We start from the raw sequence: 14,350 nt of genomic DNA on the forward strand, positions 1-14,350 counted from the left end.
TCTCCTGCTCGCGGAATCCCACGATTGCACGTTTGTTATCGATCACAAGCGTGGGAAACGATCCGCTGGGATTCCACCGCTCTACTGAATCCATTACCGAATCCTGTTCTTTTCCTTCAAGCAGATCGACATAATCGTAATCGAATGCAATGCCGAGTTCTTCCAGCAGTACCTTCGTTTTGTGGCACCACTGGCAGGTCGAGAGTGCGTACAGCATGACGGCGCCCTTGTTTTTTCCGTTCACGTGCGTTGGCGTTGTAAACCACCTTTTAGTGAAAGAAAATTGAGGCCTGTACTATATAACAATGGGGATACGGGCCAGCATATGTTCAGAAGTGAGAGTCTGGGATTGTGTCGTGCCCTGATGTGCAGATGAATCTCAAAAGATGTTCAGGAGGATTTGTCGGGTTTGTTCGTTGGCTCATGGCGGCAGAATCTCAGTGCTCAAAGGAGGCCGGTGAGTGGTAACCAGGGGGTTTGTTCTGTCCTTTGCATCAGCGTTAATAACTAATCCGGCACATAAAGTATGGACATCATGAAGGCGGTTCTGGGATTCGAAGACGGGGACTTTGTTGTCGGCGAAGGATTCGGGGTGAAGGGTGAATGTGCAGGAGAACTGGTCTTTAACACCCAGATGACCGGTTACATGGAATCTCTTACCGATCCGAGTTATTTCGGTCAGATCCTGATGTTCACCTTTCCCCAGATTGGCAACTACGGTGTCGATCCCGAAAATTTCCAGAACCCGCGCGTATGTGCACTCGGGTGTATCGCAAAAGAGATCTGCGAGAAACCCGAATATGAGCCTTCCATCAGAACTTTTTTTGAAGAAAATAACCTCCTTGGGATGACCGGTGTCGATACCCGTGCGCTGACCATCAAAGCCCGTGTGCACGGTACGATGCGGGCGGCCCTCGTGGTGGGAAGCGATGACGGTGCCTATGCAGTTGCACGTGCACAAAAGACGCCGACCATCTGCGATATCGTCCCCATCCCCGAGGTTTCCTGCAAGGAACCTTACCATATTCCCGGCACCGGGAAACGAATCGCCGTCATCGATCTCGGGATCAAAAAGAACATGCTCACCAGCCTTTCAAAACGGAACGGGGATCTGTACGTTTTTCCGTATAATGTCACCGCAGACCAGGTAATGACCTGCAAGCCTGATGCCCTTTTTGTGAGTAATGGCCCCGGGGACCCAAAACAGGCCCCGGATGCGATCCGCTGCATACAGGATCTTCTCGGGGACCTCCCGATTTTTGGGATCTGCATGGGCAACCAGGTCTCAGCGCTTGCGCTTGGCGGGGATACCTACAAACTCAAGTTCGGTCACCGGGGTGCAAACCAGCCGGTCCGGTACAAAGATGGCCGGATCTTTATTACCACCCAGAATCATGGTTTTGCGGTAGACGCCGGGTCCCTGCCGGAAGGGTGCCATGTTACCTACACGAATGTCAACGACGGCACCGTAGAGGGGTTCGAGAACGAAGACCTGTGCCTGACCACGGTGCAGTTCCACCCTGAAGCACATGGGGGACCACGGGATACCGAGGTACATTTCTTTGACGCACTTTTCCGGAGGCTGGCGTAAATGCCCCTGCGGACAGATATTAAAAAAGTGCTGATTATCGGATCGGGACCGATCCAGATCGGTCAGGCCGCCGAATTCGATTTCTCCGGATCCCAGGCCTGCCGATCCCTCCGGGAAGAGGGTATCAAGATTGTCCTTGTCAACTCCAACCCGACGACGATTATGACCGACCCGGAGATGGCAGAAGCGATCTATATCGAACCGTTACGGGCCGACATTATTGCAAAGATCATCGAAAAGGAGCACCCGGACGGTATTCTCTCCGGGATGGGTGGCCAGACCGGACTTAACCTCACGGCGGAACTTGCCGAGATGGGGGCACTCAAAAATGTTGAGATCCTCGGTACTCCACTCGAAGCGATCTACAAAGGTGAGGACCGGGAGAAATTCCGGGATCTCATGAATGAGATCGGAGAGCCGGTCCCCAAAAGCATGGTGATCAACACCTTAAGCCAGCTCGATGACGCAATTGCAAAGATCGGTCTCCCTGCGGTTGTGCGCCCCGCATATACCCTTGGGGGAGCCGGTGGCGGCATCGGCCGGACACGGGAAGAACTGATCCGGATCGTCGAAATGGGACTCTCCCGGTCCCGCATTCACCAGGTACTTATCGAGCAGAGCGTGATGGGCTGGAAAGAACTGGAGTTCGAGGTGATGCGTGACTCGACGGATACCTGTATCATCGTATGCAGCATGGAAAATGTCGATCCGATGGGAATTCATACCGGGGAGAGCGTAGTCGTTGCACCTATCCTGACGCTCCGCGATGATGAATACCAGATGATGCGCAGCGCTGCCATCCACATCATCCGTGCCCTTGATGTGCAGGGCGGCTGCAATATCCAGTTTGCGTTTAAGAACGGGGAATACCGGGTCATCGAGGTCAACCCCCGTGTCTCCCGGTCATCAGCTCTTGCCTCGAAAGCGACCGGGTATCCTATCGCACGTGTTGCTGCCAAAATCGCGATCGGACTGCACCTGGACGAGATCAAGAACTCGGTTACCGGGTGTACCGCAGCGTCGTTCGAACCGACCATCGATTATGTCGTGGTAAAGGTGCCCCGCTGGCCATTCGACAAGTTCAAGGGTGCGGACCGGACGCTCTCAACTTCCATGAAGAGCACCGGGGAAGTGATGGCGATCGGGAGAACGCTTGAAGAGGCGTTCATGAAGGCCAAGCGTTCGATCGACACCGATGTACGGTCGCACACAAGCCAGAGCGAGATCCGGATGATCCTCTCCCGCCCGACCGATGAGCGTTTCCACTGCCTTTTCGATGCGTTCCGGCAGGGCTTTACCATTGATGAGATCGCGCACCTCACCGCCATCACGCCGTTTTTCCTTGAGAAAATCAAAAATATTGTTGACCTTGAAAAACGCCTTGCCGCCGGAGGAAGCGACGCTGATATCTTCCTTGCAAAAACCTACGGGTTCCCCAATACCGAGATCGCGTTACTCACAGGAAAAGAAGCAGATTCGATTGAAGAACTGGTGGGCGCCCCGGTCTACAAAATGGTGGATACCTGTGCCGCGGAATTCCCGGCCTGCACACCCTATTTCTACTCAACCCGGGATGCGACAAGCGAAATTGTCCGGGACAAACGGCAGAAAGTCCTCATTCTCGGTTCAGGACCGATCCGGATCGGTCAGGGTATCGAGTTCGATTATTGCACGGTACACGCAGTAAAAGCGCTGCGGGAAGAGGGCGTGGAAGTCCATATCGTGAACAACAATCCTGAAACCGTATCAACGGATTTTGATACATCGGACCGCCTCTTCTTTGAGCCGATGCAGCTTGAGGACGTCATCAACATTCTCATGACTGACCAGTACTGCGGGGTAATGGTGCAGTTTGGTGGCCAGAATGCGGTAAACCTCGCTGTTCCCCTTGAAAAGGAAATGAAACGACGGGGCCTTTCCACAAAGATCCTCGGTACATCCCCGGATGCAATGGATATTGCCGAGGACCGGGACCGGTTCAGCGTTATGCTGACGAAGTTGCAGATCCCAAGCCCGGCCAACAGTTCAGCCTATTCAGAAGCTGAAGCAAAGGATAAGGCAGAGAAGATCGGTTACCCGGTGCTTGTCCGGCCCTCCTACGTGCTCGGCGGCAGGGCGATGGAGATTGTCCATAATACGGCAGAACTTGAGACCTACATGAAAGAGGCAGTAAGGGTGAGCCAGCATCACCCGGTGCTGATCGATTCGTATCTGAGGAACGCGGTTGAGCTCGATATCGATGCGGTCTGCGATGGAGAGGAAGTCCTCATCGGCGGCATCATGGAGCACATTGAACAGGCCGGCATTCATTCCGGGGACTCTGCCTGTGTCATCCCGACCCAGTCCCTGTCTCCGGAGATTGTCGCGACCGTTCGTGAATATACCAAAAAGATTGCGCTCGGCCTCGGCGTTGTGGGTCTTGTCAATATCCAGATGGCAGTAAAGGACAATGTGGTCTATATCCTTGAGGCAAACCCCCGGGCGAGCCGCACCGTTCCGTTCGTCTCAAAAGCGACCGGTCTTCCCATCGCAAAGATCGCTGCAAAGGTAATGATTGGGAAAAAACTGTGCGATCTGGGATTCCACGAGAAAAAGATCAACCACGTCGCGGTAAAAGAAGTGCTCCTGCCGTTCAACAAACTGGCCGGCGTCGATACGATGCTCGGGCCTGAAATGAAAAGCACCGGGGAAGTTATGGGGATCGATTATGATTTCGGGCTCGCCTTTTACAAGGCCTGTATCTCGGCAGATAACGAGCTCCCGCTCAAGGGAAACGTTTTTGTCTCGGTCAACATCGAGCAGAAAAATGAAGTGATCCCGATTGCCCGGCGCATGCGTGATCTTGGCCTTACCCTGTACGGCACAGAGGGCACCGTGGACTATCTGCATGAGGCAGGTGTGGAAGCGCACCTCGTGCGGAAGGTGCAGGAAGGATCCCCCAATGTGCTCGACATGATGCATCATGGTGAGATACGGCTTATCATCAATACCCCCCAGGATCGGCAGTCCCGTCAGGACCATTATCAGATCATGCGGGCGGCAGTCGATTTCGGTATCCCCTACATCACGACACTGCAGGCAGCGCGTGCAGCGGCGCTTGCGATTGATGCGATCAAACGCGAGAAGATGACCCTCGAACCGATCAGCCACTACCTCACATAATTCCGACGTGGCTTTTTGTTTACACTTTTTTTTAACAGGTTCCGGGCAAATCTACCGGTGACCCGGAAGCAGCCAGTATAGTATTCTAATAGAATATCCTTATATACCGAGATAACAAAAAAACATGCATGAAGAAGTTAATTGTTGTTCTTGTAGTCCTGTTTATCGGGATCCTGTTTGCGGGATGCACATCCCAGTCGGCAGCTCCTGCGGCAACCCCGACGCCAACAGAAGTTCCAATAACGGTTGCAATCCCTGTTCCGACCGCAGTTCCGACTCCAGTTGCCACGCCAAATGTAACGGCAAATGTAACGGCAAATGTAACGGCCACACCGACTCCCACACCCGCTCCTGCGAATGTAGTCATGATCACGTTTACACAGGGTCTGTCAGTAACCCCGGGTGCGACAATCATGGTGCCGGCGGGTACGATTGTTTCCTGGTATAACAATGATAAGTTCAACCCCCATGGTGTCCAGGCAATCGGTGCGACGACAGGTCAGTATTTCGGCGATATGGCAGCACATTCGATTGCTTATGGCAAGACGTATAACGTAACGTTCAGCCAGAAGGGATCGTACGATTATGCCACCGTCTTCCAGCCGCAGATTAAGGCAAAAATCATTGTAGATTAAGGCAAGCTGATATCTGAGTTCAGGGGAATCCATCTCCTGAACAATCCATTTTTGTTCTTGGCGTAATAGCGCTTTTTTTTAAAGGTCTGGCTGAAATCTTTTCAGGAGACAGCCTTTGTAAATATATGGTGAGACATCCAACCAGATGATCTGACAACTGGGAGTATCCATTATGGGAAAAGGTACTGTCGTACTTGCATATTCCGGAGGGCTTGATACCTCCATCTGTATCCCCCTTTTGAAAGAACGGTATGATTACGATCGCGTGATTACGGTCGCTGTCAATGTCGGCCAGAGGGACGAGGAGATCGATGTGGCGACAAAAAAAGGTCAGAAACTCGCCGATCGTCACTATACCATCGATGTCCGGAAAAGATTTGTTGAAGAACAGATCTTCCCGGCCATCAAGGCGAATGGATCCTACGAGGGGTACCCGATGGGTACTTCACTTGCCCGGCCCCTTATCGCGGAAGAAGTCGTAAAGATCGCAAAGAAAGAAAAGGCGGCTGCGATTGCCCACGGGTGTACAGGAAAGGGAAATGACCAGTTGAGGTTTGATTTTATTATCCGCGCAGCCGGCCTCGAAGTTGTCGCACCGATCCGTGAACTGAACCTGACCCGGGACTGGGAGATCGAATACGCTAAGGAGCACCGGATCCCGGTACCGGTTAAAAAGAGCAAGCCATGGAGCATGGACGAGAACTGCTGGAGCCGGAGCATCGAAGGTGGCAGACTCGAGGAACCGGCGTTCCACCCGCCAGAAGAGATCTACCTCTGGACAGTCTCGCCGGAAAAGGCCCCGGCAAAATCGGAAAAGATTACCCTTACCTTTTCCAGGGGGATTCCGGTTGAATTAAACGGGAAAAAACTCTCCGGCTATGACCTGATCCAGAACCTCAATATCCTTGCCGGCAGGCACGGTGTCGGCAGGAACGATATGATCGAGGACCGTATCCTCGGACTTAAGGCACGGGAGAATTACGAACATCCCGCAGCGACGGTTATCCTTGCCGCCCACCATGATCTTGAAAGCCTAGTACTTACCCGGCAGGAACTGGCATTCAAGCGAATGGTGGATGACAAATGGTCGGAGCTCGCGTATAAGGGTCTTGTATACGAACCCCTCTATGCCGCACTCAACGCGTTTATCGATACCACGCAGGAGCGGGTGAACGGCAGCGTTGATCTCGAACTCTACAAGGGAAGTGTCCGGGTGCTCGGCCGCAGTTCCCCGCAGGCCATTTACTCCGGGGATCTCGTCTCCTTTGACAGTTCATCCATCGATCAGTGCCACGCAATCGGTGTCTCCCAGTATTTCGGGATACAGGCACGCCTTGTCCATGCCATGAAACAAAAAAAGGTACAACGAAAATAATTCTTTTCATGTGTGTACGGCAATCTCCCCTTTTTTCTCCTGTTTTTTAACGCCACAAAAAGAAATCTATATCCCGTAACAATCAGATCGTTAGAGTATGTGCGCCAGTTTTTTCAGCCGCCTGGTAAAACCACGGCCCCATATCGTTGAAAGCCCATCTCCGCCTTCGATTGCGCACGGTGCGGGAATGCAGATCCCGGAATATAAAAATAAGCCTTATTTCATTGTAGCCTCTGTAGAGATGGGGAACACGACCACCAAGTGTATTCTTACCGGGGTGAGCCTGGAAACCGGCAAATCGTACGTAATCAATAAGACCGTAAGCATGAGCCGGGACATACGGCCGCCAAAGCCCGGAGAGGAGATTTTCGGCGAAACGCTCGACGGGACAAAGCTCTCACGCCAGGCGGTGACCGAACTGGTGCGGGACACATTAATCCAGTGCCACGAGGAAGCGCATCTTTCTATCCAGACCGATCTTGATTTTGTCGTCCGCAGTACCGGTGTTGTGGCCGAGATGGAATCCCCGGACCAGGTGGGGGATTTTGTCATTGCCCTTGCAAACGGCTGCCTGATTGCCGGCGTCCCGCCAAGGAAGATGACGCCGCCCATGACAAAGGCCAACCAGCCGGAGAAACTCCAGCCGTTCAGTTTTGCCGACAAAGTCGTATTTATCGGCGCAGTTGCCGGGGTTATCCCGCCGGTGGGTTCAACCGGGGTCGAGATGGTTGCAAACGAGATGGAAGGAGAACTCGCGATGGCCGGGATCAAGGAAGGGGCGAAGTGGACGCCGGTCGATTTCAGGAATCCCTGCATATCCATGGATTTCGGGACGACGCTTGACGGGCGGATCACCAGTGACGTAGCCCCGGACGATCTGAATCCGTTTGCAAAGACCATTGGTAATTTCTGCGGCCTTGCCGGAGCGATTCCCGACGCAATTGTCCGGGGTACCGGTCTCGTGCAGCAACGGACTGGTACAGCACTCGATATCTTTGGCGAGCACAGCGTAACAGGCGGTTTCTTTTCGGGCGGCAACCGTAAGGTTATCGACGATTTTGTGAACCGGTGCCATGAACATATCGATATCCGGATTGTCCCTTCGGATCGCGACCGGTTCGGGCGTGTACCGGTCAATGCGAAACTTGCAAAGGAGTCCCACGTTGCCATGATCGGGTGCGATTGCGGGGTCAACAGCAGTGAACTTGACAATCTCCTTGAGATCGGCGCCGAGATCCACAAGAATTACAACCTCTCGACCCTCAACAAAGTGGTCGACCGGGTCTGTGCGAAGATGGCGCTCCGGCTGACCGATGTAGCCGTTGAAGAGCACCTTGTTCCCCGGAATGCATCGATCGGATTTACCGGGCGGGCAGCAATCTCGGGACGTAAACCCGAGTATATCCTTGAAGGGATCACCGAACGCAATCTCTTTGACGATCCAAACGACCATCTGGTCTTTGTTGACGACGGTCTTGCCCGGGGAGCGTCCCTGATGGGACGGTGCATGAACTCGCTCGGGAAGCCCAAAAATCCCATCGGAGGGGTGCGGGGCGGGCCCTGTATTATGAGCCGGCGGATCAAAATAGGTAAGTAGGAATGTATCAACCATGGCAGACGAGATAACAACTGATCAGAACGATGAGAGACAGCCCGATGAAGAACCACTCTTTGACGTCCTTATACCTCCCGGAGTGCCGCGCTCTGTGATCTTCGATGTGGTAAAAAAGTTCGATGTCGAAGTAGTTGAACGCAAGCAGAAATTAAATTTTGCCAACATGGAGGGAGACGAGCGGGAACTCCTCGCATTCCGTGGCAGGCGCGAAGTTGTCGAGCAGGTAGAAAAATATATGATTGAAAGAGTCCGCGCATTTATCGGGGAATAATTCCCCCATAAACAGGCGTCACGTCTTTTTATTTTTTGAGAAGTTTTACCAGCAGTGCTTTCTGGGCATGCAGACGGTTCTCCGCCTCGTCCCACACAAGACTCTGCGGTCCATCGAGTACATCACCGGCAATCTCCTCGCCCCGGTGAGCCGGCAGGCAGTGAAGCACCCGGGCATCCGGGGCTGCATGTTTGAGGAGTTTATCGTTTACCGTGAACCCGTGGAAGGCGGCAAGCCGTTTTTCCCGTTCTCCCTCGTCACCCATCGAGATCCATGTGTCGGTAACGATGACATGTGCATCCTTTACTGCCTCCGCAGGTGAGGAAGCGGCCATTACATTTCCCCCAAGACTGCGGGCGAGTTGTATGAACTCCGGTGCCACTTCGTAACCTTTCGGGCTTGCAACGGTGACAGCCATCCCGGTGAGGGCAGACGAAAGAACAAGGGAGTTGCAGACATTGTTCCCGTCGCCGACCCATGCAACGCTGAGATCCCTGACGTCGCCGAAATGCTCCCTGATGGTCAGGATATCAGCAAGGAGCTGGCAGGGGTGCTCACGGTCGGAGAGCCCGTTGATGACCGGGATCGTGGCGTTTGCTGCCAGTTCCTCGACCGTGCTGTGCCGGTAGGCGCGGATCATCACGGCAGAAACGTAACGGGATGCAACCCGTGCGGTATCACGGATCTCCTCTCCCCTCCCGATCTGGAGATCCTTTGCGTTTAAGAAGAGCGCATGGCCGCCGAGTTCATGCATGCCAACTTCAAACGAGATATGCGTCCGGGTTGAGGACTTCTCAAAGATCATCGCAAGAGACATGCCCCGCAGAAGTTCGTGGGGGACTCCCGCCCGTTTCTGGCGCTTGAGGCGCTCAGCGCCGGAAAGGATCTCTTCGAGTTCAGTTTTGGTAATATCCAGAATTGAAAGGAAATCTTTCTTCATTGCAGCTCCTTCATATGGGCGATCCGCCGGTCGAGCAGTGCCTGTGTCCCGATATCGCGGCGGTGGTGGATGCTTCCCCGTACGGCCGACGCAGCCTGTTCCGCGATGCGTTCTGCCATGGCAAGGGTATCTGCCTTCCCCACAAAAGCAAGCGTCCGTGACGTGAGGGTAAAGAGCCGGCCATCCCGCTCTTCGACGTTTGCATAGTAGAGAATCGCGTCACCGGTTTCCCCTACCTCAAGGGGTCTGCCGGTCCTTGGGGCAGCCGGATAGCCCTCGGGCACAAGGTACTTGCAGACCGTTGCCGCGTGCTCGAACGTTACTTTCGATGCAGAGAGCGTCCCTTCCGTGATCCCGGTGACCGCATCGCTGAGATCTGATGAGAGGAGCGTGAGCACATTCATGGCCTCAGGATCTCCGAACCGGGCATTGAACTCTATAACCTTGGGCCCATCTGCCGTGTTCATGAACTGGCCATACAGGATACCCTTATAGGGATACCCGTCTTTTGCCATTGCGGCAACGACCGAAGCCATGATGGAAAGAGCAGCAGAATGTGCCTTCCTGCTCACAAAGGGGAGCATGTGATCCGGCATCGTGTAGGACCCCATTCCGCCGGTATTGGGCCCGGAGTCCCCGTCAAACGCCCGTTTGTGATCCTGGACAAGCGGCATAGGGATAAGATGGGCCCCATCGACAAATGCCTGAAGGGTGAACTCCTCGCCAATGAGGCGTTCTTCGAGAACAACCGCGCCATTGATTTCCCGGATGTAATCGACAGCACCTGCGAGGTCCACCTGTTCTCCCATGATCCGTACACCTTTCCCACCGGTGAGACCGATGGGCTTTATGGCCAGATCACCATCGTAATCTTTTACAAATGCAATTGCATCGGCCATATCATGAAATACCCGGTAGGCCGGGTTACCGCTGATATGATGGTGAGTCATTAAATCCCGGCAGAACGCTTTGTCGGTCTCGATCCGCGCCGCCGCTTTTGTCGGACCGACGCAGGCCACTCCGGCAGCCGAAAGCCGATCAACAACACCGGCTTCAAGCGGGGCTTCGGGGCCAATAAATGCATGCGTGACCCCTGTTTCTCCTGCAAATGCCAGGATCCGGGCGACATCCGTCTCTTTTGCAACACAGATTTTTTTTGCAAGGCGGGCGATGCCGGGGTTCTTTTTTGCCATTACCGAATAGATCCGGGTTTCGCTGTTGCGGGAGAGAGCAGACGCTATGGCGTGTTCCCTTCCCCCACCACCAACAACGAGGATCTTCATCATCCATCACATGGGTTCTTTTTGTTAAAAATGGTTTACGCCCCGGCGAGTACTCTTCAGAGAATCTCACTGACCCGTACAAGCGGGAAGAGATCGATGGCCTGTTCTTTTAATCTGGCTGCTGCTCCCTGCTCCCGGTCGACGACCGTAACAACACGGTCAGCCCGTGCACCTGCGTTGCGCAGCATGGAAATCCCATAAAGTGCCGATCCTCCCGATGTAGTGACATCCTCGACAAGGAGAATATTTTTTCCTTTTACATCCCCGATGATCAGCGACTTCTTGCCATGGTCTTTTTCTTCTGCACGTATAATGGCAAAGGGTTTTTGTGCAGCAAGTGCCGTAGCGACCGCAAGAGGCACTCCCCCGACAGCGACACCGGCCACCACATCGAATTCATACCCTTTTGCTATTTCCTGTGCAATGGCGGCGAGAAATTCGGGATGTGTTACTGCGGTTTTCACATCGACATAGTACCGGCTCTTTGCTCCTGAAGCAAGGGTAAAGTCACCGAACTCGATGGCCTTGTGCCGGATAAGGAGATCTGCAAGTGCATTCATGGTGTTCACCAGGGTTCCTTCTTGACCCCGCTCAGGTACCCGATAATGTTGACCGCCCGGTGGAGGATCGGGGTCAGGATCAGGATAACGATGAGTATGGGTAACGTGATGTTTGAGAGAAGCCACGCCGGGTCAAAGATAAGCATCATGACAAAAGCACCGACAACCAGATCGTACTGGTCGGCGATTGGCCACGAGTCGCCCCGGTTTTTCCCAAGCCGCCTTTTTACAAAACTCTTTCCCATGTCCCCGAGGAGGGCCCCAACAGAAAGGAGGATGATCGAGGCTGCCGTGTGCTGCGGCAGGAAACTCCAGCCACAGGTACTGGCAAGCCAGATCTGCAGTGCCCCAACAGCAATGCCGGCGAGCACACCGCACACGAGACCCCGGTACGTTTTGCCATCACCAAGGATCCTGCGGCCGTCAGAATAGTTCCTGTTAAAATCTATCGGTGTCCCGCCACCACAGAGTGCAGCGACAGGGTTTGGGACATAGGCAGGAACCATGATCCAGAACGCGGAAAGCAGTATCGAGAACAATGGTATTATGAATGACTCAGCACTAATAGTGTAGCACTCCAATACCTCTAATAAAGAGCAGATAAAAAGATTAAGGTTACTCAAAATTTCAATAAATTTCAGTTATTGCTGCATCGGGTGGAAATATGTTGGTTAAAAAAACGCGCAGCCTTTGCCCAGTCTGTGGGTCAGTTCTGGAAGCAGAGATCGTAGAAGAAGAGGGGAAGATTTGGATCGTGAGGACGTGCCCGGAGCATGGAAAATTCCGGCACGTCTACTGGTCTGACCCGGAAATGTATCACCGGTTCGAACACTACGATGCGATCGGACGCGGCGTGACAAATCCGCAGAACCCGGTTACTTCGGATACCTGCCCGACCGCGTGCGGACTGTGCAGCAACCACCACTCAGGAACCCTCCTTGCCAACATCGACCTGACGAACCGGTGCAATCTCGACTGTGATTTCTGCTTTGCCAACGCCCGGGCCTGCGGGTTTGTGTACGAACCGGATTTTGACGAGATCGTCAGCATGATGCAGGTGCTCAGAAACGAGAAGCCCGTGCCGACGCCAGCCGTACAGTTCTCAGGCGGCGAGCCGACCATGCGGGACGACCTCGTCGATATCGTCAAAAAGGCAAAGGAACTGGGATTCCCCCAGGTCCAGATTGCAACAAACGGTGTGAAACTGGCAAACAACCCGGCTCTTGCCCAGCAGCTCAAGGATGCCGGTCTCTCCACCGTCTATCTCCATTTCGACGGGGTCACTCCTGCGACCAACCCGTTTTTAAAGATCCACCTCAAGGCACTGGAAAACCTGAATAAGGCCGGGGTCGGCGTAGTGCTCGTACCGACCATCATCAAGGGAAGAAATGATCAGGAAGTCGGTCAGATCCTGAAATTTGCCGCTGATCATATCTCGATTGTGAGGGGAGTAAACTTCCAGCCCGTCGCATTCACCGGGGCAGCAAAGGATGAGGATCTTGAGAAGGAGCGGATCACGATCCCCGAGCTTATCGGCGATATCGAGACCCAGACTGCAGGCGTCTTAAAGAAGAGTGATTTCTACCCGGTACCCTGCGTACTGCCGTTTTCCGATCTGGTTGAAGCTTATACCGGCCGGCCGCAGGTACGCTTTACTGCTCACGAGCATTGTGGTGCAGCAACCTATGTCTTTGTCACAAAGGACGGCATGACCCCGGTAACCCGTATGGTCGACGTGGAAAGCCTCTTTGCGGCGATCGAGCAGATGTCAAACAAACTCAAAAAAGGCGGCACGATCAATAAATATGCAACACTGCTTGAGGGTGTCAAAGAACTCCATGCATCGTTCAAGAAAGGTGAGAAGGGGAGCACGGCCGAGTTCTGGAAACTGATCGGAAAGACTCTGATCGGCCAGAATTTCGATGCATTGCGTGAGTTCCACTGGAATGCACTTTTTATCGGTACGATGCATTTCATGGACCGGTACAACTATGATATCGAGCGTGTCCAGCGGTGCTGCATCCATTACGCGACACCGGACGGCAAACTTATTCCGTTCTGTACCTACAACAGTGGTCCGGTCTACCGCGAGCAGATCTGGAAAAAATACGCAAAAGAGCAGCAGTAATTTTTTTTTAATTTTTTTGGGAGTGTTCTGATAGTACGGTTGTATCGAACTTGCATTCTGCACCCCGGAGCGTTCAGCCTGAAGGTAGCAAATTCGCCCGTAACCCGGGATCCATGGGAAGGTTCCGCATCAACAGGACTTTAGGATCCACCCCCGTATCACGTGGTAGTCCAGGTTACACAGGATTCACACATGATCAGACGAGTGATAAGCCAAAAAAGAGCAATTCTTCATAAAAACGGCAGTTCCATACTGGCTGACTGCCGCATTGCAATCGATGCGATCGCCAGATCCTGGATAGCAAGTCCGGTGGAGTCAAAGACGGTGATCTCATCCGGGCGTTCACGCTTTCTTTTGCCGATCACGATCTCCCCCAGAGTACCGGCAATCATCCATGGCTGGTAGATCCCCCTGCTGATGGGTACGTTTATTTCCCCCGAGTGAAATGCCTGCGCCGGATCATCAACAAAAACATGGGCCCGGTGCAGGATATCGGGATCAAGTTCCTCTTTTCCCGGTGCATCGGCACCAATCGCGTTGATGTGCGTGCCCGCATGAATCCATTCGCTCTTAACAAGAGGAGCGCGTGACGGCGTAGTGGTGACGAGCACATCGCAGTCGCAGGCTTTTTCGAGTGAGACGCTTTCTGCATCGATAGCTGTGAAAAGTCTGGCAAATGATTCGGCATGGGCGGAATTACGGCTCCAGACCCGGATCTTGGTCAGGGTGAGCTCCTGCGCGGTAGCACGCACCTGTGCTTCTGCCTGCCGTCCGGTGCCGATCACGCCGA

The 14,350-nt window shown here is 53.6% G+C and carries 13 protein-coding genes; 7 read left to right on the forward strand and 6 right to left on the reverse strand.

Going from position 1 to position 14,350, the window contains the following annotated elements; all coding sequences use genetic code 11:
- The coding region (locus tag WCE46_RS03340) for a glutaredoxin family protein (RefSeq protein ID WP_424732294.1) at positions 1-217 on the reverse strand (217 nt) is incomplete at its 3' end.
- Positions 218-535: 318 nt separating this feature from the next.
- On the opposite strand from WCE46_RS03340, the gene carA reads away from it, so the two are divergent.
- The 6 genes from carA to WCE46_RS03370 all read left to right on the forward strand — a co-directional run bounded on the left by carA (position 536) and on the right by WCE46_RS03370 (position 8,649).
- Positions 536-1,591, forward strand: a complete 1,056-nt coding sequence (gene carA / locus WCE46_RS03345; protein ID WP_424732295.1) for a glutamine-hydrolyzing carbamoyl-phosphate synthase small subunit — start codon at positions 536-538, stop codon at positions 1,589-1,591.
- A complete protein-coding gene (gene carB, locus WCE46_RS03350) occupies positions 1,592-4,753 on the forward strand; it encodes a carbamoyl-phosphate synthase large subunit (RefSeq protein WP_424732285.1) in 3,162 nt (1,053 codons plus the stop codon).
- 128 nt (positions 4,754-4,881) lie between these two features.
- The gene (locus WCE46_RS03355; protein WP_424732286.1) at positions 4,882-5,388 is read left to right on the forward strand and encodes a hypothetical protein; all 507 of its coding nucleotides are present in this window, start codon (positions 4,882-4,884) and stop codon (positions 5,386-5,388) included.
- 172 nt (positions 5,389-5,560) lie between these two features.
- On the forward strand, positions 5,561-6,763 hold the full coding sequence (locus WCE46_RS03360) for an argininosuccinate synthase (protein ID WP_424732287.1): 1,203 nt from the start codon (positions 5,561-5,563) through the stop codon (positions 6,761-6,763).
- Between the two features lie 97 nt (positions 6,764-6,860).
- Entirely contained in the window at positions 6,861-8,360 is a 1,500-nt protein-coding gene (locus WCE46_RS03365) for a methanogenesis marker 14 protein (protein WP_424732288.1), read from the forward strand.
- 13 nt (positions 8,361-8,373) lie between these two features.
- A complete protein-coding gene (locus WCE46_RS03370; protein ID WP_424732289.1) occupies positions 8,374-8,649 on the forward strand; it encodes a hypothetical protein in 276 nt (91 codons plus the stop codon).
- Positions 8,650-8,677: 28 nt separating this feature from the next.
- On the opposite strand, the gene argF is transcribed toward WCE46_RS03370, so the two are convergent.
- Genes argF through WCE46_RS03390 form a run of 4 tightly spaced genes read right to left on the reverse strand, consistent with a single transcriptional unit; the run spans position 8,678 to position 11,938 of the window.
- On the reverse strand, positions 8,678-9,589 hold the full coding sequence (gene argF / locus WCE46_RS03375; protein ID WP_424732290.1) for an ornithine carbamoyltransferase: 912 nt from the start codon (positions 9,587-9,589) through the stop codon (positions 8,678-8,680).
- Positions 9,586-10,872, reverse strand: coding sequence for a phosphoribosylamine--glycine ligase (gene purD, locus WCE46_RS03380; protein WP_424732296.1), 1,287 nt, complete (start codon positions 10,870-10,872; stop codon positions 9,586-9,588). The genes argF and purD overlap by 4 nt, the downstream gene beginning before the upstream one ends.
- Before the next feature lie 56 nt (positions 10,873-10,928).
- The gene (pyrE, locus tag WCE46_RS03385; RefSeq protein WP_424732291.1) at positions 10,929-11,432 is read right to left on the reverse strand and encodes an orotate phosphoribosyltransferase; all 504 of its coding nucleotides are present in this window, start codon (positions 11,430-11,432) and stop codon (positions 10,929-10,931) included.
- Between the two features lie 5 nt (positions 11,433-11,437).
- On the reverse strand, positions 11,438-11,938 hold the full coding sequence (locus WCE46_RS03390; RefSeq protein WP_424732297.1) for a CDP-2,3-bis-(O-geranylgeranyl)-sn-glycerol synthase: 501 nt from the start codon (positions 11,936-11,938) through the stop codon (positions 11,438-11,440).
- Positions 11,939-12,096: 158 nt separating this feature from the next.
- On the opposite strand from WCE46_RS03390, the gene tes reads away from it, so the two are divergent.
- Positions 12,097-13,560: a tetraether lipid synthase Tes gene (gene tes / locus WCE46_RS03395; RefSeq protein ID WP_424732292.1), complete on the forward strand. Its 1,464-nt coding sequence runs from the start codon at positions 12,097-12,099 to the stop codon at positions 13,558-13,560.
- 230 nt (positions 13,561-13,790) lie between these two features.
- On the opposite strand, the gene WCE46_RS03400 is transcribed toward tes, so the two are convergent.
- On the reverse strand, positions 13,791-14,350 hold a 560-nt coding region (locus tag WCE46_RS03400), incomplete at its 5' end, for an ornithine cyclodeaminase family protein (RefSeq protein WP_424732293.1).

The organism is Methanoregula sp., assembly GCF_049690535.1.
Taxonomy (GTDB): Archaea; Halobacteriota; Methanomicrobia; order Methanomicrobiales; family Methanospirillaceae; genus Methanoregula.